18 protein-coding genes, 1 other RNA gene and 1 pseudogene are annotated in these 23,911 nt (G+C 61.2%); 10 read left to right on the top strand and 10 right to left on the bottom strand.

Annotation, left to right across the window (positions count from 1 at the left end):
* Positions 1-154 precede the first annotated feature (154 nt).
* The 6 genes and pseudogenes from FZ934_RS12935 to tkt all read right to left on the bottom strand — a co-directional run bounded on the left by FZ934_RS12935 (position 155) and on the right by tkt (position 8,370).
* On the bottom strand, positions 155-1,051 hold the full coding sequence (locus tag FZ934_RS12935; RefSeq protein WP_153271393.1) for a fructose bisphosphate aldolase: 897 nt from the start codon (positions 1,049-1,051) through the stop codon (positions 155-157).
* Between the two features lie 341 nt (positions 1,052-1,392).
* Complete coding sequence (locus FZ934_RS12930; RefSeq protein WP_153271392.1) at positions 1,393-2,595, bottom strand: phosphoglycerate kinase; 1,203 nt, start codon at positions 2,593-2,595, stop codon at positions 1,393-1,395.
* A 70-nt stretch (positions 2,596-2,665) separates the two neighbouring features.
* Positions 2,666-4,515: pseudogene (locus FZ934_RS12925) on the bottom strand (potassium/proton antiporter).
* 329 nt (positions 4,516-4,844) lie between these two features.
* Positions 4,845-5,162 (bottom strand): hypothetical protein, encoded by a 318-nt coding sequence (locus FZ934_RS12920; protein ID WP_153271391.1) that lies wholly within the window; start codon positions 5,160-5,162, stop codon positions 4,845-4,847.
* Between the two features lie 154 nt (positions 5,163-5,316).
* Entirely contained in the window at positions 5,317-6,327 is a 1,011-nt protein-coding gene (gene gap, locus FZ934_RS12915; RefSeq protein WP_153271390.1) for a type I glyceraldehyde-3-phosphate dehydrogenase, read from the bottom strand.
* 69 nt (positions 6,328-6,396) lie between these two features.
* Positions 6,397-8,370 carry a transketolase gene (tkt, locus tag FZ934_RS12910; RefSeq protein ID WP_153271389.1) on the bottom strand — a complete coding sequence of 658 codons (1,974 nt, stop codon included), beginning with the start codon at positions 8,368-8,370 and terminating at the stop codon, positions 6,397-6,399.
* Positions 8,371-8,704: 334 nt separating this feature from the next.
* Here tkt and FZ934_RS12905 point away from each other — a divergent pair, with 334 nt between their 5' ends.
* From FZ934_RS12905 to FZ934_RS12865, 9 genes are all read left to right on the top strand, one after another.
* On the top strand, positions 8,705-8,980 hold the full coding sequence (locus FZ934_RS12905) for a DUF4164 domain-containing protein (RefSeq protein WP_153271388.1): 276 nt from the start codon (positions 8,705-8,707) through the stop codon (positions 8,978-8,980).
* A 13-nt stretch (positions 8,981-8,993) separates the two neighbouring features.
* On the top strand, positions 8,994-9,371 hold the full coding sequence (locus tag FZ934_RS12900; protein WP_153271387.1) for a cell division protein ZapA: 378 nt from the start codon (positions 8,994-8,996) through the stop codon (positions 9,369-9,371).
* Between the two features lie 66 nt (positions 9,372-9,437).
* Positions 9,438-9,596, top strand: a non-coding RNA gene (ssrS, locus tag FZ934_RS12895) — 6S RNA.
* 412 nt (positions 9,597-10,008) lie between these two features.
* Positions 10,009-10,155: a DUF1127 domain-containing protein gene (locus FZ934_RS12890; protein ID WP_153271386.1), complete on the top strand. Its 147-nt coding sequence runs from the start codon at positions 10,009-10,011 to the stop codon at positions 10,153-10,155.
* A gap of 119 nt (positions 10,156-10,274) precedes the next feature.
* Positions 10,275-10,862: an IMPACT family protein gene (locus FZ934_RS12885; protein WP_153271385.1), complete on the top strand. Its 588-nt coding sequence runs from the start codon at positions 10,275-10,277 to the stop codon at positions 10,860-10,862.
* Positions 10,863-10,977: 115 nt separating this feature from the next.
* The gene (gene gnd / locus FZ934_RS12880) at positions 10,978-11,997 is read left to right on the top strand and encodes a phosphogluconate dehydrogenase (NAD(+)-dependent, decarboxylating) (protein WP_153271384.1); all 1,020 of its coding nucleotides are present in this window, start codon (positions 10,978-10,980) and stop codon (positions 11,995-11,997) included.
* A gap of 104 nt (positions 11,998-12,101) precedes the next feature.
* On the top strand, positions 12,102-14,210 hold the full coding sequence (locus tag FZ934_RS12875) for a mechanosensitive ion channel family protein (protein WP_153271383.1): 2,109 nt from the start codon (positions 12,102-12,104) through the stop codon (positions 14,208-14,210).
* 222 nt (positions 14,211-14,432) lie between these two features.
* A complete protein-coding gene (gene mprF, locus FZ934_RS12870) occupies positions 14,433-17,036 on the top strand; it encodes a bifunctional lysylphosphatidylglycerol flippase/synthetase MprF (RefSeq protein ID WP_153272451.1) in 2,604 nt (867 codons plus the stop codon).
* Positions 17,033-18,415 carry a virulence factor family protein gene (locus tag FZ934_RS12865; RefSeq protein ID WP_153271382.1) on the top strand — a complete coding sequence of 461 codons (1,383 nt, stop codon included), beginning with the start codon at positions 17,033-17,035 and terminating at the stop codon, positions 18,413-18,415. The genes mprF and FZ934_RS12865 overlap by 4 nt, the downstream gene beginning before the upstream one ends.
* On the opposite strand, the gene FZ934_RS12860 is transcribed toward FZ934_RS12865, so the two are convergent.
* The 4 genes from FZ934_RS12860 to ruvC all read right to left on the bottom strand — a co-directional run bounded on the left by FZ934_RS12860 (position 18,412) and on the right by ruvC (position 21,320).
* The gene (locus FZ934_RS12860) at positions 18,412-18,975 is read right to left on the bottom strand and encodes a DinB family protein (protein WP_153271381.1); all 564 of its coding nucleotides are present in this window, start codon (positions 18,973-18,975) and stop codon (positions 18,412-18,414) included. The two genes, FZ934_RS12865 and FZ934_RS12860, sit on opposite strands and share 4 nt — an antisense overlap.
* Before the next feature lie 38 nt (positions 18,976-19,013).
* Complete coding sequence (gene ruvB, locus FZ934_RS12855; protein WP_153271380.1) at positions 19,014-20,054, bottom strand: Holliday junction branch migration DNA helicase RuvB; 1,041 nt, start codon at positions 20,052-20,054, stop codon at positions 19,014-19,016.
* Between the two features lie 79 nt (positions 20,055-20,133).
* Positions 20,134-20,751, bottom strand: coding sequence for a Holliday junction branch migration protein RuvA (gene ruvA / locus FZ934_RS12850; protein ID WP_153271379.1), 618 nt, complete (start codon positions 20,749-20,751; stop codon positions 20,134-20,136).
* 56 nt (positions 20,752-20,807) lie between these two features.
* Positions 20,808-21,320, bottom strand: a complete 513-nt coding sequence (gene ruvC / locus FZ934_RS12845; RefSeq protein ID WP_153271378.1) for a crossover junction endodeoxyribonuclease RuvC — start codon at positions 21,318-21,320, stop codon at positions 20,808-20,810.
* 240 nt (positions 21,321-21,560) lie between these two features.
* Between ruvC and FZ934_RS12840 the strand changes: the two genes are divergently transcribed.
* Positions 21,561-23,876, top strand: coding sequence for a methyl-accepting chemotaxis protein (locus tag FZ934_RS12840; RefSeq protein WP_153271377.1), 2,316 nt, complete (start codon positions 21,561-21,563; stop codon positions 23,874-23,876).
* Positions 23,877-23,911: the final 35 nt, after the last annotated feature.

Raw genomic sequence — 23,911 nt, 5'->3', positions numbered from 1 at the left:
CTCGCCGCCCGCCGGCTTATCCGGAGATCTGCAACCGATTGATTTTGCTGGCGTGGTCAAATCCTCGGCACAAGGCCGAGGATGACGGGGTGAAAGTCGGGGCTCGCCGGGCGCGTCGAGACACAACCCTCTCTCGGCCCCGACCTTAAACGCGTCAGGCCTTGTTGACGCTGGCGGCGTAGATCTCATCGATCGTTTCGGCCAGGCTGGTGTCGAACTCCGCGTTGCTCATCGTGACGCGCAGGTTTTCCGTCAGTGCGCGCGAGAAGCTTGCGATCATGCCATGGTTGTGGCTGAGCTTCTCGCAGGCGTCGGCGCGGCTGTAGCCACCGGAAAGGGCGACGACCCGTACTACCGATTTGTGGGCGATCAGAGGAGCGTAGTGATCGGCGACCGTCGGGAGCGTCAGTTTCAGCACCACGGTTTCCCCTGCCGGAAGCAGGTCGAGCTGCTTTGCGATCTCGTCGCGAAGAATGTCCTCGGCCTCGGCCTTCGTCGGGCTCTTGATGGACACTTCAGGCTCGACGATCGGAACGAGGCCATTGCCGATGATCTGGCGTGCCACCTCGAACTGCTGTTTTACCACGGCTGCAATGCCGGTTCTGTCGGCGTTAGCGATCACCGAGCGCATCTTGGTGCCGAAAATTCCCTTGTCGCGGCCGCGCGCCAGCAGCGTGTCCAGATCGGGCATCGGCTTCAGCACCTGTACGCCGTTCTCTTCGGGAAGGAGGCCCTTGTCGACCTTGAGAAGTGGCACGATGCCGCGCTTTTCCCAGAGATAGGAGGGAACCGCCTGGCCATCGACCTCGCCGTCCATGGTGCGCTCGAACAGGATGGCAGCGATGATCTTTTCGCCGGTAAAGGCGGGCGCGCTCATGATGCGGACACGCATGGCGTGCATCAAGCGGAACATTTCCTCGTCACCCTGGTATTCGTTGTCGGGAATGCCATACAGGCGCAACGCTCCGGGTGTCGAACCACCGCTCTGATCCAGCGCTGCAATGAATCCCGGCGCCGAGCTGATCTTGTTCAACATCTTCGCGTCCACCATAGGTCACTCCTTCCCTGAAACCGCCCATCAAGCGCGGATTTTCTTCTATTTAAAACCGGTCGGCAACGCCCAATCGATCAATCAGCGGATCGACATGCTGCGAAGATCTTCGCTCATAGTGCGCTTTCCACATCATGAAAAAAACTGCGTTTTGATAAATATAGGTCGGCCATAGCAGAAGTCCGTAGCGACTAAAATGGCGCGAAAATTCATTGAAACGTTTGAAATTATTTAAATCGTTTGAATGTTTGGGCAAATGCTCTGATGGAAAGCAAAAGACCGCGAGGCTCGCGCCACGCGGTCTATCTCCATGTAAAATTTGTTAAATTCGGTTAGCCGAATTACTTCGCCTTGCTGAGAACCGCGACGCCCGGGAGGACTTTGCCTTCCATCCATTCCAGGAACGCACCACCAGCGGTCGATACATAGCTAAAATCGTCGGCCACGCCGGCGTGGTTCAGCGCCGAGACCGTATCGCCGCCACCGGCGACGGAGGTGAGCTTGCCGGCCTTGGTCCGCTCTGCAGCGTACTGTGCCGCTGCAACGGTCGCCTTGTCGAAGGGCGCGATTTCGAAAGCGCCCAGCGGGCCGTTCCAGACGAGCGTGTTGGCGCGTTCAATCCAAGCCTTGATCGCTTCGACCGACTTCGGACCGACGTCGAGGATCATGGCATCCTCAGGGATCGCGTCGATCGGCACAATCTCGTTCTCGGCATTTGCCTTGAACTCGCGGGCGACGACGCCGTCTTCCGGGAGAATGATGGCGCAGCCAGCCGTTGCGGCTTCGATCATGATCTGCTTGGCGGTTTCAGCGAGGTCGTGCTCGCAGAGCGACTTGCCGACGTTGGTACCGCGTGCGGCAATGAAAGTGTTGGCCATGCCGCCACCGATGACGAGCGCATCGACCTTCTTCACCAAGTTCATCAGCAGGTCGATCTTGGTCGAAACCTTGGCGCCGCCAACGATGGCAACGACGGGCCGTGCCGGATTGCCGAGGCCGCTTTCCAGCGCTTCCAGCTCAGCCTGCATGGTGCGGCCCGCATAGGCCGGCAGATGGTGGGCGAGGCCTTCCGTCGACGCGTGGGCACGGTGCGCGGCGGAGAAGGCGTCGTTGACGTAGAGATCGCCGTTGGCGGCCAGCGCCTTGACGAAATCGGGCTCGTTCTTTTCCTCGCCCTTGTGGAAGCGGGTGTTTTCAAGAAGCAGGATGTCGCCGTTCTTCATCGAGGCGACGGCTGCGGCTGCTGCGTCGCCGACGGCGTTGCTCGCCGTTGCGACAGGATGGTCGAGAACGGCTTCGACGGACGGAGCGATCAGCGACAGCGAGAGATCCGGCGACGGACCATCCTTCGGGCGGCCGAAGTGCGCGAGCAGGATGACCTTTGCACCCTTCTTCGAGAGTTCGAGGATCGTCGGGGCAACACGCTCGATGCGCGTCGTGTCAGTCACTTTGCCGTCTTTGACCGGAACGTTGAGGTCAACGCGAACGAGAACGCGCTTTCCGGCAATGTCTGTGAGGTCGTCGAGGGTCTTGAAGGAAGGCATGGAGAAGTCCGTTCGTTATTGCCCAAAAGATGCGGGGACCATAGCAAGGATGACCGGAGACGCAAGGCGGTCAGTGCGGGTTTTCATCGCCCTTGGCATGCGCTGCTGCGGCTGCCGCTTCACGATCCCTGCGGCCCCTCAAACGCTCGCGAAGACGGTCCATCAGGTCGCGCAGATTGAGGAAGATCGGCAGGGTCGTGGCGGGTTCGACAGCCTCGAGCGACATGCCGACGGACGTGACGTGATCCTGGTCGTCGAGATCGCGGACGATAAGAATGATCGAGCCGAGACGGACGCGATCGGCATACTCGGTCTTGCCGCCCAGACGATGTTTCATCAGTTCTGCGATCGTCAGTCCCTTTTCGGATTCGTTCAGCAGGCCGGGGCCATAAGCGGCGTCGAGATCGGCTGCGGGCCGGGCCGGCGATAGCGCGAAGGCGCCGAAGAAATCCGCATCGTCTTCATCGACCGGAACGCGGCTGGCAAAGAGCTTGTCAAGCAGCCTGGAATAGGAGGGGACAACGAACAGATAGACCAGATCGTTTTCGCGAAGCCGCCCGGCGTACTGGTAGCGCATCGACTTGCCGTCGCGGATGACAAGCGACGGCGTGGCCCAGCGCGGGATACGCTCGCCCCGCAACACCGGGCTATCCTTGACGACGCGATAGGACAGAAGCTCGTGGTTGGCGGCGCCCGGGAGATCGACTTCCACCTTGTCGACGGCGCCGATGCGCGGCGGGATGATCAGGCCGAGCTTCTTGGCAACGGGCTTGATGGTCCAGCCCTGGACCAGAAGCGACACGAGGACGATGATGAAGGCCGTGTTGAAGTAGATCTGGCCGTTCGGCAGGCCGCCGAGAATCGGCATGATGGCAAGCAGGATCGAGACGGCACCGCGAAGGCCAACCCAGGCGACGAAGCCGATTTCCCGCTGCGTGTAGTCATAGGGCAGCAGCGACAGCCAGATCGCCAGCGGGCGGGCGATGAAGATCAGGAAGAGTGCAAGCAGCACCGCGGGATGGCGATCTCGCCGAATTGCGAGGGCGTGGCGAGCAGGCCGAGCACCAGGAACATGATGATCTGCGCCAGCCAGGTCATGCCGTCCTGGAAGCGCTTGATCGAGGCGTAGCCCGGCAGCTTGCGGTTTCCGGCATAGATGCCGGCGACGTAGACCGCGAGGAAGCCGCTGCCGCCGACAGCGCCGGTGAACGAAAAGACGAGCAGCGCCAGCGCCAGCACGAAGATCGGGGTGAGGCCGCGATCTGTCTCGAGGCGGCCGACGATCAGTACGATCATCATGCCGCCGAGCAGGCCCAAGATCACGCCGAGGCCCATCTGCTGGACGAACATGGCGAGCATGCCAACATTGATGCCGTGATAGCGCTCGCCCGACGCCAGCACCTCGACGAGCGCGATGGTCAGGAAGATCGCCATCGGGTCGTTGGTGCCGGATTCGACTTCCAGCGTTGAGCGCACCTTGTCGCGGATGTTGATGCCGCCGATGCGAAGCAGGAAGAAGACGGCGGCCGCATCCGTCGAGGCGACGATCGAGCCGAGCAGCATGCCTTCGAGCCAGGTGAAATGGAGCAGCCACATGGCGGCGACTGCAAACAGCGCCGCTGTCATCAGCACCCCGACGGAGGCGAGCGTGATCGACGGGACGGCTGCGAGCTTGAAGGCCTGGACGGGCGTCCCAAAGCCGGAATCGAAGAGGATGATGGCGAGCGCGATCGAACCGAGGATATAGGCGAGGTAATTGTTGGTGAATTCGATGCCGAGGCCGTCACTGCCGGCAAGCAGGCCGATGCCGAGGAAGAGCAGCAGCAGGGGGGCGCCGAAGCGGAAGGCGAGCAGGCTGGAGAAGGCGGCCAGAAGCACGAGCGCCGTCGAGACGAGTACGACGATATAGAATGCTTCCATGACGATCCCCTATGCAAAATACCACGTCTGCAAAACTGCCTCCCGCCGATTGCAGCCGTGTCTTAAAAAATGTCTCGCGTCGCTCCTGATCGGGATCCGATCTCACCATTAAACGGCAAGATCAACGCGAAGGACAGACCTAAAGGGCTACCCTGCGCTGCTGCGGCGTCATGCTGCTGAGTGGTCTGCCTGAAACGGCAAATCGGATAAACGGGTCGGGGGGCGAACCGTCTCAAAGTGTAAATCGAAATCGGGCGAGAGCAGGGCAAAACATGCTGCCCTGTCTTTTTCTTGCACATTGCTTGCGCGGCAGCGAGCGCGGTTAGGCCTCAGGCCTCTTCGTCACCGTCTTCTCCGTCGGCCAGTTCGGCGATCGGGATCAGGAAAACGACGAATTCGTCGTCAATCGTGCGCGAGGGATCGTCGTCGAGTTCATAGGCGTGTTCGACTTCGCTGGCCTCTTCCGCAGACGCCTTGCGCATAGTGAGGGCCGCCTTGCCGTCCCAGACCGGGCCGCCTTCCGTCTGCAGGATGGTGAGGTCCTCGCGGAAATCCTCGGCCTCCAGAAAGTGGCGGGCTTCCTCGTCGTTGTGGGCGCGGAAGGATGCGATGGCCTTGCCGGCAACCTCGATGGTGAAATAGTCCATGATATTTTCTTTCGCTGGTGAGTGGCTGCGACAGTACGGCGATCGGCAGTCCGATGCCAGCCTTATCGCCAATGCCTGAGACATCGTGATGACGTCAAAAATAAAAGCGGCCCGGTTTCCCGAGCCGCCTCCGATAAGCTTGTTCGCGAGAGCCTTAGATGGTCTTGGCGAAAGCGACGGCCGTGTCGGACATGCGGCTGGAGAAGCCCCATTCGTTGTCGTACCAGGACAGGACGCGCACGAAGTTGCCTTCCATGACCTTGGTCTGGTCGGTGGCGAAGATCGAGGAGTGGCTGTCGTGGTTGAAGTCGCGCGAAACCAGCGGCTCATCGGTGTAGCCGAGGATGCCCTTGAGCTTGCCGTTGGAAGCAGCCTTGATGGCTTCGTTGATTTCGGCAACCGAGGTGGCCTTCTTGGCAACGAACTTGAAGTCGACGACCGAGACGTTCGGGGTCGGAACGCGGATCGACGTGCCGTCGAGCTTGCCCTTCAGGTGCGGCAGAACCAGGCCGACAGCCTTGGCAGCGCCGGTCGAGGTCGGGATCATGGAGAGCGCTGCAGCGCGGGCGCGGTACAGGTCCTTGTGCATGGTGTCGAGCGTCGGCTGGTCACCGGTGTAGGAGTGGATCGTGGTCATGAAGCCGTGGTCGATGCCGACCGCGTCATCGAGAACCTTCACGACCGGCACGAGGCAGTTCGTCGTGCAGGATGCGTTGGAGATGACCAGGTGCTCCTTGGTGAGCTGGTCGTGGTTGACGCCGAAAACGACGGTCAGGTCGGCACCGTCGGCAGGAGCCGAAACGATGACGCGCTTGGCGCCTGCCGTCAGGTGCAGGGCGGCCTTTTCACGCGAGGTGAAGATGCCGGTGCATTCCATCGCGATGTCGACGCCGAATTCCTTGTGGGGAAGCGTGGCGGGATCCTTGATCGCGGTGACCTTGATCGGCTTGCCGCCGCCAACGGTGATGGTGTCGCCTTCGACCTTCACTTCGGCCGGGAACTTGCCGTGAATGGAGTCGTAGCGCAGCAGGTGGGCGTTGGTCTCGACCGGGCCGAGGTCGTTGATCGCGACGACTTCGATGTCGGTGCGGCCGGATTCGACGATGGCGCGGAGAACGTTGCGGCCGATGCGGCCGAAGCCGTTGATGGCAACCTTTACAGTCATGTGCATTCACTCCCTAGAGATGGGGCTTGCGGATTGAAATGGAGAGCGACGGAGCGCTCTCCTTGAAACTCAGAGCTTTGCTTCTGCAGCAGCGACGACGGCGTCTGCGGTGATGCCGAAATGCTTGAAGACCTCCTTGGCCGGGCCGGAAGCGCCGAAGCTCTTCATGCCGATGAAGGTGCCCTCAGGACCGATGAACGCATCCCAGCCTTCGCGGACGGCGGCTTCGACGGCGATCTTGACCGGCGAGTTGCCCAGCACTTCCTTGCGGTAGCTTTCCGGCTGTTCGAAGAACAGTTCGGTGCACGGCACGGAAACGACACGGACAGAAACGCCCTTGGCTTCCAGTGTGGCGCGGGCAGCAACAGCGAGTTCGACTTCAGAGCCCGATGCGAATATCGTGACCTTGGCGCCGGCCTTGCCGGCCAGCGTGTAGGCGCCCTTCGTCGTCAGGTTCTCTTCCGAATATTCGGTACGAACCGTCGTCAGGTTCTGACGCGTCAACGCCAGAGCGGTCGGGCGGTTCTTCGTCTTCAGCGCGATCTGCCACGCTTCCGCCGTCTCGGTAACGTCTGCCGGACGGAAGACCAGAAGGTTCGGAACAGCGCGCAGGCTCGGGATCTGTTCGACCGGCTGGTGGGTCGGGCCGTCTTCGCCGACGCCGATCGAGTCATGCGTCAGGACGTGGACGACTCGGATGCCCATGAGCGCGGCGAGGCGGATCGGCGGACGGCAATAATCCGAGAAGATCATGAAGCCGCCGCCGTAGGGGATCAGGCCGCCGTGCAGCGAAATACCGTTCATGGCAGAGGCCATGCCGTGCTCGCGGATACCCCAGTGCATGTAGCGGCCGGAGAAATCCGTCGGCGTGATCGAGACCATCTGGCTGGTCTTGGTGTTGTTCGAAGGCGTCAGGTCGGCGGAGCCGCCGAGCGTTTCGGGCAGCAGACCGTTGATGACTTCAAGCACATCCTCGGACGCCTTGCGGGTCGCGACGGTCGGCTTGGTCTCGACGATCTTCTTCTTCAGTTCGCTGATCGCGGCATCGAAGCCTTCCGGCAGGTCGCCAGCGAAGCGGCGGCTGAATTCGGCCTTGTGTTCGGACTTGGCGAGACCGTCTTCCCACGCCTTGACCAGCTCGACCGAGCGGCTGCCGGCTGCGCGCCATGCGTCCAGGACGTCCGACGGAACGACGAAAGGCTCGTATTCCCAGTTCAATGCCTTGCGGGTCGCGGCGATTTCTTCCGCACCGAGCGGGTTACCGTGAACCTTATGGGTGCCCTGCTTGTTCGGAGCGCCAAAGCCGATGATCGTCTTGCAGGCGATGAAGGTCGGGCGGTCGGACTTGTGGGCTGCTTCGATGGCGGCCGCGATGGCAGCCTGGTCGTGGCCGTCGATCTCGATCGTGTTCCAGTGAACGGCCTTGAAGCGGGCGATCTGGTCGGTCGAGTCAGACAGCGAGACGGCGCCGTCGATGGTGATCGAGTTGTTGTCCCAGAAGAGGATCAGCTTGTTGAGCTTGAGGTGACCGGCAAGGGCGATCGCTTCATGGCTGATGCCTTCCATCAAGCAGCCGTCGCCGTTGATGACATAGGTGTAGTGGTCCTGAAGGTCGGCGCCGAACTCTTCGCGCAGCTTGCGCTCGGCGATGGCCATGCCGACGGCATTGGCAATGCCCTGACCGAGCGGGCCGGTCGTGGTTTCGATGCCGGTCGCGTGACCGTATTCCGGATGGCCGGCGGTCTTCGAGCCGAGCTGGCGGAACTGCTTGAGGTCCTCGACCGTCATGTCCGGGTAACCGGTCAAATAAAGCAGCGAATAGAGCAGCATCGAGCCGTGGCCGGCCGAAAGAACGAAGCGGTCGCGGTTCGGCCAATGCGGCTTCTTCGGATCGAACTTCAGATATTTCGTAAAGAGAACCGTTGCCACGTCGGCCATGCCCATCGGCATGCCCGGATGGCCGGAATTGGCCTTTTCGACTGCATCCATGGCGAGGAAGCGGATCGCATTTGCCATCCGGTCGTTTTGTTCAGGAGAGGTCATGGCTGTTCCACGGGTTCCGGTGTCGGGGGATGGCCTCAAGCCTTGTGGAGACCATCAATGAGAGCGGGTGACACATAGCAGTTGGATCGCCCAAGTCAATAAATTGCAGGCCAGTTTGGGCGAGGGTGCGACGATTTTTAACATTTGACCACTTATTTTTACAAAAGTGTAAAATTGGCGTAGTCTGAATGTCGGCTGCGTCATCCACAGAATGGCTGCATGGATGGGTGCCACTTTTGTTGACGCGCAGTTGGCTAGCTGCATATCCTCTTCAAAAAATTGGGTCGGCGCCGCAGTCCGATTCGCCAGTCTTGAACGGGGAACCGATAAAGACATGACGCCTACAGGCACTATCATCGAAGCAGCCTTGAAAGAGCTGCGACAGGCTGTTTCCGGCCTCGAAAACGCTGTCGACGGTCGTTTTGAGCGCCAGCGCGAGAGTGGCGAGATCGAAAGCGAAGTCCGTCGCGTGCATGCCGATCGTTCAAAGCTCGCACAAGAGCTCGATCAGGCGGAGTTTCGGGCGAACCGGCTGGAAGAGGTCAACCGCGAGGTTTCGCGGCGGCTGGTGACGGCGATGGAAACGATCCGCGCGGTCCTCGACCGCTAGCAGGGAAATAGGAATGGCGCAGGTAACGGTAACGATCGACGGCAAGGCCTACCGGATGGCCTGCGAGGAAGGTCAAGAGGATCACCTGACGGATCTCGCGACCCGCTTCGACCGTTACGTCGGGCACCTCAAGAGCCAGTTCGGCGAGATCGGAGACCTCCGGATCACCGTCATGGCCGGCATCATGGTCATGGATGAAATTTCCGAACTGACGCGACGTGTCGCCAATCTCGAGTCCGAACTCGAGGCTCTGCGCGGCAATCGCGATAATGTTCTTGCCGCGACGGCCCGGACCGAGGAGAGTGTCGCGGCCGCGATCGTCGAGATGACCGGTCATATCCGAGGGATCACAGACAAACTGAACGGTCGGGCTTCGGCCGAACTGAACTAGATAATAATTCGAGAGCGCCGCTCCGGAGCCTCTGGCGTACCCCAACGATCAGCCTTATATAGAGACTGCGATCTGCGCCTCGCGACAGGAACCACAATCCCTGGGGCCATACTCGATCCAAAGGGAGCTGTCCCTGACCAGGCCCGTGGGCTTGGACATATGGCGCCCACCTACGTTTGTAGGCACCCAGGATCGTAAACCTCCATCGGTTGCCGCGGATCGCACTTTTCTCTTTTTCAGTCTTTGCAGTGGCGGGTCCGATGGATCTCATCCGCGCGCAATCCAGCTATGCGCTCTCCGCAATTCGCGGACTATTTCGCGCGGCTGCTGTCGGTTGCCCTGTGGTCGAGCATCCTTTCGCCAGCTCGCCGGTGATTCAGGCGTTTGGTTAAGGCTTGTTTAACAAGCAGCTCGGGCGCCCAATGGTTGAGCTCCGTTGACGAAAGCCTGCCGCGGTCCGTGCTGTTTCGCCTAGAAATTAATCATGCAGTAATAAGCTATGCATTTTGCGCATTGATGGGTTGCCATCTTGGCGCTGTTACGAGCAACGGCATCCGCTTATATTCGCTTCAACAGATGAACAACGGCGCCATGGACTGGCAGCCGAAACCGACAAGCCCTAGGAAAGGGGATTACCATGAACGTAGCACGCTCTTTCAATAACTGGCGGAAGTTCCGTCAGACCATTTCTGAACTTGGCCGTATGTCGAACCGCGAACTCCACGACCTCGGTATCGATCGTTCGGACATCCACCGCGTTGCACGCGAAGCTGTGGGCCGCTAATCGGTCGCAGCGGATCTTATGATCTTCTCGAAAATGCCCGCTGATCATCAGCGGGCGTTTTCGTTTGTGGTGACAGTTTTTCTTGCGCCGCAGTCCATCGCGGCGATATGCCAATCGGCATGTTTGCATTGGAACGTGTCGAAAGCTTAGAGCAGATCGTCAAGAAGAGCCGCTTCCGCGCGATCGCGGCGCCGGTCGCGTCCGAGCAAGCGGCCAAGGATTTCCTGGCAAGCCACAGCGATCTCGGCGCAAACCACAATTGCTGGGCCTGGCGTATCGGGCAAGCCTATCGTTTCAGCGACGACGGCGAGCCGAGCGGAACGGCCGGCAAGCCCATTCTTCAAGCCATTGATGGTCAATCGCTGGATAACGTAGCGGTGGTGGTGACCCGCTGGTTCGGGGGCGTGCTGCTCGGGACCGGCGGGCTGATCCGTGCCTACGGCGGAACGGCGGCTGCCTGCCTGCGCGCCGCCCCGATCGTCGAATTGATCCCGACGCTCGATGCCGCCATCACAGTCCAGTTCTCCGATCTTGCGCTGGTGAAGGCGAAATTGGCCGCTTTCCCGGCTGTGCGCATCGTTCAGGAAACATTCGTCGAGTCAGGTGCTGCGCTCGTCTTGACCGTGCCACAGGCCAGCGCCGCCGATATCGCGGTGATCCTCGCTGATGCGACAAGCGGACGTGTCGTACTTGCTCCGGAAAGCTGAGTGATCACTGGTGCGACGATGAAATCGCTCGAATGTGACGGAGACTTCGCTTGCTTGCTGCACTGCGAGTGCTAATTTCGGCGATCATATCGATTAAATGCTCAGGAGATTTGAGATGCAGCTTGGCATGGTGGGTTTGGGCCGGATGGGCAACTACATGGTCCAGCGTTTGATGCGCGACGGCCATGAGTGCGTCGTTTACGACGCCAAGCCCGAAAATGTGGCCGATCTCGTTGGCAGGGGCGCGCTTGGCAGCGCTTCGCTGGAAGAGTTTGTTTCCAAGCTTTCGCGTCCGCGCGCGGTGTGGCTGATGCTGCCGGCGGCGATAACGGACAAGGTGATTGCCCAGCTCGTGCCGCTCTTGCACGACGACGACATCATCATCGACGGCGGCAACTCCTACTACCACGACGACATCAGGCGCGGTGCGGAGCTGATCACGAAGGGCATTCACTACGTCGACGTCGGAACCAGCGGCGGCGTGTTCGGCCTCGAGCGTGGATATTGCCTGATGATCGGTGGCGAAAAGGGCATCGTGCAGTCGCTGTCGCCGATCTTCGCGTCGCTCGCGCCGGGCGAGGGCGATGTCCCTCCATCGGCGAACAGGGATGCGCAGCCCACGAGCACCGCGGAGAAGGGATACCTGCATTGCGGTCCTCACGGCGCCGGCCATTTCGTCAAGATGGTCCACAACGGCATCGAATACGGGCTGATGGCGGCTTATGCAGAAGGGTTCAACATTCTGAAGCATGCGAATATCGGCTCCGGCTCGCAGGAAGCAGACGCCGAGACCGCTCCGCTGGCGCATCCCGAGTACTACCGCTACGACTTCAATCTGCAGGACGTCGCAGAGGTATGGCGGCGCGGTAGCGTGATCACGTCCTGGCTGCTCGATCTGACGTCGGATGCGTTGCACGTAGACCCCGGCCTAGCCAAATATGCTGGCCGCGTGTCCGATTCCGGCGAGGGCCGCTGGACGATCATGGCGGCGATCGACGAGAGCGTGCCGACCCCGGTTCTGAGCGCGGCTCTCTATGGTCGCTTCTCGTCCCGCGACAACGACGAATTCGCCAACAAGGTCCTTTCGGCCATGCGTGCCGGCTTCGGCGGCCATGTCGAGAAGCCCAAAGTATAAACCATTCGTTCTAAACGCTTATCTAGCCCGCTCAGTATGCGCTGAGCGGGCTTTTCTTTCGCGCGCTCCGATATAAGGTGAAGGCTCAGGTCGGAGGGTGATGAATGGCCGATACGTTCTATCAGCGCGCTGTGCTGCGGTTTTGCCTGCTGGTCGCTACGCTCGCCATAACGGCAAGCGCTTCGGCGCAGACGGTCGCACCCGCTGCGGACCAGGCGCCACCCGCCGAAGTCCGCCAGATGCTGCAACTGATGCAGACGCCGCAGGCCAAGCAGTGGATGGCGACGCAGATGCAGGCCGCACCTTCGACCGAAGCTCCGGCCTCAAGCGATCAGATGTCCGTGCTATCGACGTTCTTCGGTCATGCACGCCATCACCTCGATATGGTGTCGGGCGCCGCGATGGGCCTGCCTGACGAGGTGGAGAACGCGTCTGCCCTCGTCGAGCGCGACATCGAGCCTACGGGATGGTCGTGGGTCGGCATCGAGGTTCTGGTGCTGTTGCTCGCCGGCCCGGTGGTCGAGCTGCTTTTCCGGATGGTCGTTCCCAAGCCGAGGATACGTCGGCCGGACGGTGAAGTGACGACAGTTGCGCACCATGCCGCCGCCAACCTGATCTATCGCATCGTGCCTGCGATTGTCTTCGTGGCGGCAACCTTCATTGCGCTCGCCGCCATCAACTGGCCGCCGCTTACGCAATCCATGGCAATTGCCGTCGCCATAGCGCTGATCGTTGCGCGGCTTACCATATCACTGGGCCGCCTGCTGGTGGCGCTCGTCACGCTGCCGAAGCCGGACGGGGAACGCCAGGTGTCGCGGGCGACCGCACTCTTCTGGTTCCGGCGCTCTGCGGTCTTCGTGATCTATTTTGCTTTCGGTTGGGTGGTCATCCAGATGTTGGCGCGGCTCGGCTTTTCCGCCGGGTCGCGATATCTCGCGGCTTATGCGCTGGGGATTGGCTTGTTCCTGATCGCTACCGAGGCGGTGTGGTCGCGACCGGCTGAAAACCGCCACAAGAGCGCGACGGTGTCGTGGTCATTGACGGTCTACTTCCTTCTTCTCTGGGGATTGTGGGTGGCGGGCTTCAACCTGCTGCTCTGGATCGGCATCTATTTGCTGCTCCTGCCGCGCGCTCTGTCGGTCGCCACGCTTGCTGTGCGCTCGCTGCATCAGGCGGAAGCAGGCTTCCTGGCGAAGCGGCGGATCGCGACGGTGCTGCTCGACCGAGGCGTGCGCGCGCTGATCATTGCTGCCGCGGCGATGTGGCTCGGGCGAATTCTCGGGTTTGCCGCCGATAGAATGGCCGCCGGCGAGACGATTGTCGATCGTATCGTTCGGGGTTCGATTGGCGGCATCGTCATCCTGCTTGCGGCGGACCTGCTGTGGCATCTGGCCCGGGCCTACATCAACGGCCGGCTCGACGATGCACCGCTCGAGGGTGCGATCAATGACGAGGACCGGGCAAAACGCGCACGGCTGCAGACGCTGCTTCCGATCTTCCGCAACATCCTTGCCGTCGTCATCGCCGTCATTGCCGTTCTGATGGTGTTGTCGGGCCTTGGCATCGAGATCGGACCGCTGATCGCGGGCGCCGGCGTCGTCGGCGTCGCTGTCGGCTTTGGAGCGCAGACGATCGTCAAGGACGTGATCAGCGGCATGTTCTATCTGTGGGACGATGCCTTCCGTGTCGGAGAATATATCGAGAGCGGCAGCCACAAGGGCGTCGTGGAGGCCTTCAGCCTTCGTTCCGTCCGGCTTCGGCATCACCGGGGACCTTTGACAACAGTGCCGTTCGGCGAGCTTGGAGCGGTGCGCAATCTCAACCGCGACTGGACGATCGACAAGATCACGCTGAACGTCACATACGATACCGACCTCGTGAAGGCCAAGAAGGTCATCAAGCAGATCGGCCAGCAACTGCTCGACAATCCCGACTATAGCCCGCACATCATCGAAACGCTGAAGATGAAAGGCGTGGAGCAGTTCGGCGAGTTCGCGATCCAGATCAGGCTAGCGATGATGACGAAACCCGGCGAGCAGTTCGTCATCCGCCGCAATGCCCTGGCAATGATCCGCAATGCCTTCAAGGAGAATGGAATCGAGTTCGCCGTGCCGACAGTGCAGGTTTCCGGCGAGGGGCGCGATTCCGAGGCACGGGCGGCTGCCGCACGGTTCGCTTCGCAGCATTCGGACCCCGGTCAGGCGAGCGCATAGTGTCGCAGGCTTGCCGGGGATTTGGTGCAGCAGCCTGACGACGTTACGAAAATGCAATGTAACGAGAGCCCCGATCGCGCCAAAAATGCCCCAATTGCAGATGATGCAGACGTCGACAAGCGGCGCTGGGGTAGCGCGGCAGGTGGTCTAGGACTACAGGCCGGTTATGTTACGTATTCGAAACATGATTCCCGCTAAGATGGAAGATTGCGACGCTACGAGATGCCGGGGCATAACCAGGTGGAAGATATTCAAGATACGGAGGAGTCCGCGCTGCGCGGGTTCTTCAGACAATACCGCACGCATCTGACTGCGATTGCGACCCTTGCCGTGTTCTGCATGGTGGGATTCGCCATCATGCAGTTGACCAACGAGGTGCGTTACGACGACGTCGTTCAGGCGCTGGCGGACACGAAGCTCAGTTCGATCCTGCTCGCGCTGTTCTTCACCGCGCTCAGCTTTCTGGCGCTGGTGTTCTACGATGCGAACGCGATCGACTATATCGGCAAGAAGCTTCCGTTCCCGCAGGTCGCCCTGACCGCCTTCAGCGCCTATGCCGTCGGCAATACGGCGGGTTTCGGCGCCTTGAGCGGCGGCGCCATTCGCTATCGCGCCTATTCCCGGCTTGGCCTGTCGCCGGAAGAGATCGGTCGCGTCATCGCCTTCGTGACGATTGCCTTCGGCCTCGGCCTTGCGGGCGTTGGTGCAATCGCGTTGCTTGCCATCGCTGACGAGATCGCGCCGCTTATCAATGTAAGCAGCCTGTTGCTTCGGCTGATCGGCGGTTCCGTCGTCGCGGTGCTGGCCGGTATGATGGTTCTTGGAAGCGGCGGACGCGCACTCAGGATTGGTCGCGTGTCGATCCGCCTGCCGGACTCGGCCACGTGGTCGCGGCAGTTTCTGGTCGCGGCCTTCGACATTGCCGCGTCAGCAACCGTTCTCTACGTGCTGCTTCCGCAAACGGCGATCAGCTGGCCTGTGTTCCTCGCCGTCTACGCGATCGCCGTCGGTCTTGGCGTATTGAGCCACGTGCCTGCCGGTCTCGGCGTGTTCGAAACCGTCATCATTGCCTCGCTCGGTAGTGCAGTGAATATCGATGCCGTCCTCGGCTCGCTTGTTCTTTATCGGCTCATCTATCACGTCGTTCCGCTGCTGCTCGCAGTCCTCGCCGTCTCCGCGACCGAACTTCGCCGCTTTGCCGATCATCCGGTGGCATCGGGGGTCCGGCGCATCGGCATACGGCTGATGCCGCAGCTTCTGTCGACCTTCACGCTGCTTCTCGGCGTCATGCTGATCTTTTCGAGCGTCACGCCGACGCCGGATTCCAACCTCGCTTTCCTATCTGACTATGTGCCGCTGCCAATCGTCGAAGGCGCGCACTTTCTCTCGAGCCTGTTCGGACTTGCGCTTGTCGTTGCTGCGCGCGGCCTTGGACAGCGGCTCGATGGAGCGTGGTGGGTCTGCATCCTGTCCGCCGCCGCGGCCCTCGCGATGTCGCTGCTGAAGGCGATCGCGCTGGTAGAGGCATGTTTCCTCGGCTTCCTGATCTTCGGTCTCTTTGTCAGCCGCCGTCTGTTCCGCCGTCACGCCTCGCTGCTGAACCAGACGCTGACAGCGTCGTGGCTGATGGCTATTGCCGTCGTCTGCGTCGGCGCGATCGTTATCCTGCTCTTCGTCTATCGCGACGTGGAATACAGCAACGAGCTCTGGTGGCAGTTCGAGTTTGCCGGCGAGGCACCGCGCGGCCTGCGTGCCGTGCTCGGCATAACGATCATTTCGTCGGCCATTGCGATCTTCAGTCTGCTCCGCCCGGCAACGACGCGGCCCGAGCCGGCTTCGGACGATGCGTTGTTGCGGGCGGTGGAGATCGTCGGCAAGCAGCGTTATGCTGACGCCAATCTGGTGCGCATGGGCGACAAGAGCATCATGTTCTCGGAAAAGGGCGATGCCTTCATCATGTACGGCCGCCAGGGCCGGTCATGGATCGCGCTGTTCGACCCGATCGGCGAGCGCAGTGCGTTGCCGGAACTTGTCTGGCGCTTTGTCGAGGCAGCGCGCGCCGCCGGCTGTCGCGCTGTCTTCTACCAGATCTCGCCCGCGCTGCTGTCGCACTGCGCCGATGCGGGGCTGCGGGCATTCAAGCTCGGTGAGCTTGCAGTCTCCGACCTTCGCACGTTCGAGATGAAGGGCGGAAAGTGGGCCAACCTGCGCCAGACGGCTAGCCGCGCGCAGCGTGACGGGCTGGAGTTCGAGGTCATTCCGCCGGAGAATGTCGGTTCAGTCATGGACGATCTGGCTGCCGTTTCGAACGCTTGGCTGCAGGATCACAACGCGAAGGAGAAGGGCTTTTCGCTCGGTGCCTTCGAGACCGACTATATCGCGTCGCAGCCTGTCGGCATTCTCAAGCGCGAGGGCCAGATCGTGGCTTTCGCCAATATCCTGGTCACCGACGCCAAGGACGAGGGAACGATCGACCTGATGCGGTTTTCTCCGGATGCGCCGAAAGGGTCGATGGACTTTCTTTTCGTCCAAATCATGGAGTACCTCCGCAACGAAGGCTTCGCGCATTTCAACCTGGGCATGGCGCCCCTCTCGGGCATGTCCAAGCGCGAGACGGCGCCGGTCTGGGACAGGATCGGCAGCACGGTGTTCGAACACGGAGAGCGCTTCTATAACTTCAAGGGCCTCAGGGCCTTCAAATCCAAGTTTCATCCTCAGTGGCATCCGCGCTATCTCGCGGTGTCTGGTGGAGGCAATCCGATGATCGCATTGATGGATGCTACGCTCCTGATCGGCGGCGGATTGAAAGGGGTCGTAAGGAAATGATGAAAAGATATCTTCTCGCCGCCGCATGCGCATTGCTGATGGCCGTACCTGCTGCAAGGGCTGCAAGCGAAAGCACGCAGGACTTCGAAACCGGCATTATTCCATCTCCGCACATTTTCTTGCCTGACGGCGACGTCAAGGGCGCGGTGATGCTGATCTCGGATGCTGCCGGTTGGGGCGACAAGGAAAAGGCCGAGGCCGACCGCCTGGTGGGCGAGGGGGCCGTGGTCATCGGCGTCGATTTTCCCTCGTACATGCAGGCGCTGAGAGATTACGACGTCAGCGAGAACGACGGCTGCATCTACATGGTCTCCGACATCGAGTCGCTCAGTCAGCAGGTTCAGCGCGCCGCCGGCAACAGCGCCTACCACCTCCCGATCATCGCAGGCATTGGCGAAGGCGGCGCACTTGCTCTCGCAATCGCCGCACAGACGCCGGATGCCACCATTGGCCAGACGCTTGCGATCGATCCGGTCGCCGGTATTCCCCTTACCCACGAGCTCTGCACGCCAGCCAAGAAGCAAACCGTCGGTGACCGGATGATCTACGGCCTCAGCGAGATCGCGTTGCCCGATCCCATCATCGCGTCCTTCACCTCGGCGGCGAACAAGGACGGACGTGCGCATGTCGAAGAACTCAAGAAGGCGCATCCCGACATCGACATCCGGGACTCCGAAGATGATGCCCAGACGACGCTCAGCGACACGCTGGATGATCTGATCGCCGCTTCGGGCAATGCCGGCAACCCGCTCGGGCTGCCGTTGACCATATTGGACGCGAAGCCCGCCTTCGACACGATGGCGGTCATCTATTCCGGTGATGGCGGCTGGCGCGATATCGACAAGGAGGTCGGTGCCGCGCTGCAGAAGCAGGGCATTCCCGTCGTCGGCGTCGATTCCCTCCACTATTTCTGGTCGGAGCGGAAGCCGCAGGAGACGGCTGACGACCTTGGCAAGATCATCGAGCTTTACCGCAAGCAGTGGAAGGTCAAGCACGTGCTGCTCGTCGGCTACTCGTTCGGCGCCGACGTCGTGCCGGCCGCCTATACGCGGCTGAAGCCAGCGGCCAAGGGCGCAATCGCGCAGATGTCGCTGTTGTCCCTGTCGCACGAAGTCGACTACCAGATTTCCGTCATGGGCTGGCTCGGCCAGAAGACGGAAGGTGCCGGTGGCGACCCGGTGGAAGACCTGAAGAATGTCGACCCCAAGATCGTCCAGTGCATCTACGGCAAGGAAGACGACGACGAGGTTGCCTGCCCTGATCTGAAGAGCAGCGGTGCCGATGTCATTGCCCTGGCCGGCGATCATCATTTCGATGAAAACTACGAGCTGCTCAGCAAGACGATCGTCGACGGACTGAAGTCGCGACTGCAGGACTAACGCATCAGCGTCTCTTCGCGCCAGCCGAGGGCGGCGACTTCGCCGCCCCGGAAGCGAGCATCGTCGGCGACGATGAATTCGTCGAGTTGAGGCGGCCTTACGCTGGTGCCTGACAGCATGGCGTGAACCTGGCCGCGATGATGTGTCTGGTGCTGAAAGAGATGGGAGAGCACGTCTTCCATCAGCTCACGCTGGATGCGGTCGCTGCGATGCAGCTCGACCGTCGAAGCGAGATCGATCGGCGTCAGGCGCTCACAGAGCGTGACGAGCCGCTGATCCACCCGTCTCTGCGCTTGCGACAGTCTCTCGATATCGCCGAAGGGTTCCTCCACCTGCCAGGCGGCAGGTCCCAGTGTCCCGCCTTCGAGACCATCGACGTAGAACCAGTCGACGGTGAGGATGTGGTTCAGCGTCGACTTGATCGAGGGAAAGAAGCTTACGCGGGCGGCTTCGAACTCGCCCGGCTGCAGCCGTTGACAAGCCGCATGAAGCCTGTGGTTTGCAAGCGCGTTGTTATAGGCAAGCTTGCGGAAGCTGCGGCAGGGGTCGAAATCAGGCAAGGGATTTCCCCTCCTTCAGGAAGACGGTTGCTTCCGGCTCAATCCTCTTCCTGAAATAGTCGAAACTGCGCCGCTTCAAGATCCTTCGGTGGCTGCATGCCGAGGTGCTTCCACGCTGTTGCCGTCAGGACGCGGCCGCGCGGCGTGCGCTGGATGAAGCCCTGCTGGATCATGTAAGGCTCGATGATGTCTTCGATCGCGTCGCGTGGTTCGGAAAGGCCGGCGGCAATCGTTTCGATGCCGACCGGGCCACCAGCGAAATTGACGGCGATCATGTTCAGATAACGGTTATCGAGCTGGTCCAGGCCCATGTTGTCGACCAGGAGGCGGGTCAGCGCCTCATCCGCAATCTCGCGCGTGACAGCTTCGGCTTTCGCAACCTCGGCAAAATCGCGGACACGGCGCAACAGGCGGCCGGCGATGCGCGGCGTACCGCGGGCTCGGCGCGCGATCTCGCGGGCGCCTTCCTCGGTCATCGGCAGGTTCATCAGTCGCGCGCCGCGGCGCACGATCAGTTCCAGTTCCGCAACCGTGTAGAAGCTCAGGCGCACGGGAATGCCGAAGCGGTCGCGCAGCGGCGTCGTCAGCAGGCCAAGCCGGGTGGTCGCCGCAACCAGCGTGAACTTCGAGAGATCGATCTTCACCGACCGAGCGGCCGGACCTTCGCCGATGATCAGGTCGAGCTGAAAATCTTCCATTGCGGGGTAGAGGATTTCCTCGACCGCCGGATTGAGACGATGGATTTCGTCGATGAATAGGACGTCGCGCTCCTCGAGGTTTGTCAGCAGCGCGGCGAGATCGCCCGCCTTGGCAATGACCGGGCCTGATGTCGAGCGAAAATTGACACCAAGCTCCTTGGCCATGATTTGCGCAAGCGTCGTCTTGCCGAGACCCGGAGGGCCGACGAAGAGAACGTGATCGAGCGCCTCGCCACGGTTCTTGGCGGCCTCGATGAAGATCTTCAGGTTGGCGCGTGCTTCTGCCTGGCCGGTGAACTCGTCGAGCGACTGAGGACGCAGGGTCGCATCAAAGTCTTCTCCCCGCTTTTCCGAGGATATCAAGCGCGCGGGGTCACTCATGCTGGCACGTTCCGATCATTAAGCATTACCGACCAATACACCAAGCGGTCCGACTTGGCACCATTGCAAGGCGACCGGGTCAACGCGCCAGTTCCTTCAGTCCGAGGCGGATGAGCTTGGCGCTGTCGGCGCCTTCGCCGGCGGTCTTCATGGCAGCGGCCACGGCGTTTGCTGCCTGGTCACGCGAGTAGCCGAGGTTCGTCAGTGCCGAAACAGCATCGGCGACGGGGGCTGCGGCGACACCTTCGCCAAGCTCCTGCTTGAGAGCGATGTTGGCCGTCGCCTCGCCGGCAAAGGCCGGTGCCTTGTTTTTGAGCTCGGTCACGATACGGACGGCGACCTTGGGACCGACACCCTGCGCACGCGATACGGCGGTGCGATCCTGGAGGGCGATGGCGTTCGCAAGCTCGCTCGGGGTAAGCGTTGAAAGAACGGCAAGCGCGACCTTGGCGCCGACGCCTTGGACGCTCTGCAGCAGGTTGAACCATTCCCGTTCGAGCGCGCTCATGAAGCCGAAGAGCTTCAGCTGGTCTTCGCGCACATAGGTTTCGATGAAAAGGACGCAGGCCTCGCCGACCGAACCGAGCCGGGACAATGTGCGGCTGGAGCAGTACGCGACGTAACAAACGCCATGGACATCGACCAGCACATAGTCGTCGCCGAGTTCTTCAATGGTGCCTTTGAGCTTGCCGATCATCAACGGGCTCCGTCAGTGTGTTCTAAAGCGTGGGATGAAACGAACGATAGCACTCATCATCCAGCCAGCGCGGCCTGCCGCATGCGGTTGCTGCCGCGGTTGTGGGCGTGGCAGATCGCGATCGCCAGCGCGTCGGCGGCGTCGTCGCCCTTGAATTCGACCTTCGGCATCAGGATCTTCAGCATCATGTGGATCTGACGCTTCTCGCCGTGGCCAACGCCGATCACCGCCTTCTTCACGGCGTTCGGCGCATATTCGGAGACCTGCAGGCCGGCGCGCGCCGGCACCAGCATGGCGATGCCGCGTGCCTGTCCGAGCTTCAGCGTCGCGACGGCGTCCTTGTTGACGAAGGTCTGTTCGACCGCGGCTTCATGCGGCTGGTGCACATGGACGACCTCGGCAAGCCCGTCATGCAGCTGGCAAAGGCGGGAAGCGAGATCCATATCGCCATCCGACGTTACCGTCCCAGAGGCGACAAAACGCAGGGAATTGCCGAGCGTGTCTATTATCCCCCAGCCGGTGCGCCGTAGTCCGGGGTCGATGCCAATGATCCGAATCGTATTTTGCATGCGTCACCTTATTGCAACGGCAAAATAACTGCCATCAATATGTGAACAAAACAAAAACATTCATTGTTTTTCAAACTTGCCGTTTACGTCAATTTAAGCTCCGTGCGTAAGTTTTGACCGATAAAATGTCAGAGGAGCCGGCTTTTCCGGAAGATAAGGCTCCCAAGTTCGGCTTACAGGTCTGCCTGCGAGGACATAGCGCCCGACAGGCATGCGCCGTTCCAGAAGGGTTCGTTGTTCATGGCTCAGAGATTTCAATCCCTGTCCTTCAAGGTTATTGCCACATTCATTCTACTGACGGCTTTGTCGATCGCCGTCATCAATGGTCTTGCCTACTTTGCCAGCAGCCGGATTTCCGGCGAGCAGGCCTTGAAGGCCAAGGAAAGCGTTCTCATTTTCCGCGGCGACATGCTGCGCGAACAGTTGGGGCAGCTTGAGAACCAAGCCAATTCGATCGCGCGCATCGAAGCGCTGCAGATGTCGATCACCAGCCTCAAGAGCGGCTGGAAGACCATCGAGAAGAGCTCGGGCGATCCGCGCGCCGAGCTCAAGAAGGTCTTCATCACCAACAATCCGAACCCTGCCGACCAGCGCGAGAAGCTGCTGAAGCCGGATGGCCCGAGCGGGTTCTACTATTCGAACCACGAGAAGACCCAGGGTGAAGTCGCCAGAGACCTGGAGAACACTCCGTTCGGCGACCTCTTGATTGCCGACCTCGAGGGCAATGTTCTCTATTCCTACAAGAAGAACGATGACTTCGCGGAGAACCTGACGTCCGAACGGTGGAAGGCGAGCGGCGCGGGCATTGCATTTGCCAAGGCGATGGCCAACACGGCAAAGGCCACCGACGACTTCGCCCCCGCGGGCTTTTCGGGTCTCCATATCGATGCTGCCAGCGGTACGCCGGAAATCTTCTTCGCGGTTCCGATCGTGAAGCTCGGCGCCGCGAAGGGCGTCATGCTCTTCAAGGTTCATGACGACGTCTTCACCAGCATTCTGACCAAGGGCATTGTTGCCGGCAGCTCGGCGCAGGCCGCGATCGTCTCGCAGGACGGCAGCGCCGTGACCGTCAACGCCGACGGCAAGCTTGCCACCCTCGACACGACGCCGTTCAGCTTCGTTAAGGATGCGCTCGCAAGTTCCGCCATGACCGTCGATGATTTCGATCGGGCCGATGGCGCTGCGCGTGCCTACGTGCGCTCTGTCGACTATCACGATTCTCGGTTCCTCGTGGTCGAGAGCGTCAGGCTCAGCGAGATCAATGCGGGCTCGATCGAGATCGCGACCTTGCTCAGCATGATCGCCGTCGGGGTTCTGCTGGTGATGGCAGTCGCGACCGGTATCATTACGAAGATGCTGTTCTCCCCGCTGGTACGACTGGCAGGCATCACCAGCGCCGTCGCCGACGGCAAGCTCGACGTCGAGATCGAAAGCCAGAACCGCGGCGACGAGATCGGCACGATGGCAAAGGCGCTGGCGCGCTTCAGGCAATCGCTGATCGAAAGCCGCGAACTGGAAGCAGCGAGCACGGAAACCCGGGCGCGTGCCGAGCGCGACCGGCAGCAGCATATGGCGGAGCGCGAAGCCGAGGCAAAGACGCTGCAGGATGTCGTCGAGGCAATCGACGACGGTCTTCACCATCTCGCCAACGGCGATCTCGCCTACCAGATCGACCGTCGCTTCCCAAGCGAACTCGAAGGCCTGCGGGTCAATTTCAATCAGGCGCTGGCGGCGCTCAGCCAGACCATGACGGCGATCGGCGGCAACTCCATGGCAGTTCGCTCCGGCTCGGAAGAAATGCGCACCAGCGCCGACGAGCTCGCCGGGCGGACCGAACGACAGGCAGCCTCGATCACCGAGACGGCCAACGCCATCGACGCGATTACCCAGTCCGTCCGCGTCCAGATCGAGCGTGCCGAGCAGGCCGAGCGCATCGCGCGCGACGCCAAACGCGAGACGAGCGGCTCCGGCCAGATCATGCGCGACACGATCGCCGCGATGGAAGCCATCCAGGCGTCGTCGCGCCAGATCAACTCGATCATTTCCGTGATCGACTCGATTGCCTTCCAGACCAACCTGCTGGCCCTCAATGCCGGCGTGGAAGCGGCGCGCGCCGGGGAGGCCGGCAAGGGCTTCGCCGTCGTCGCAATGGAAGTCAGAGAGCTTGCGCAACGCTCGTCGAGCGCGGCGAAGGAGATCTCCAACCTGCTGCAGAAATCGACGCAGGAGGTCGAGGCCGGCGTTTCGCTGGTCGAGCGGGCCGGTGATGCCTTGACGGGGATCGGCAGCCATGTCGAGGCCATCAACGGCCAGATCAGCGAGATCATGGATTCGACGCGCGAGGAGGCGGATACACTTCGCCAGATCAATGCGGCGGTGGCCGAGCTCGACAGCATGACGCAGCAGAACGCCGCAATGGTCGAGGAAACAACGGCTGCCATCCATCGCTTGGCGACAGAGGCGGTCGAGATGGATCGGCAGCTTGCCAACTTCACGCTTGTCCACGGCAGCCACCAGCACAGTGCCGAAGTGCATGTGTTGCGCCGGCACGGCTAGGCCTTGGAGAAGACCTGAGAAGAAGGGCCGGCGAC

Source organism: Rhizobium grahamii (assembly GCF_009498215.1).
GTDB classification, from domain to species: Bacteria; Pseudomonadota; Alphaproteobacteria; order Rhizobiales; family Rhizobiaceae; genus Rhizobium; species Rhizobium grahamii_A.
The sequence above is the reverse complement of the archived record's forward strand: the minus strand, read 5'-3'. Positions and strand labels throughout refer to the sequence as shown.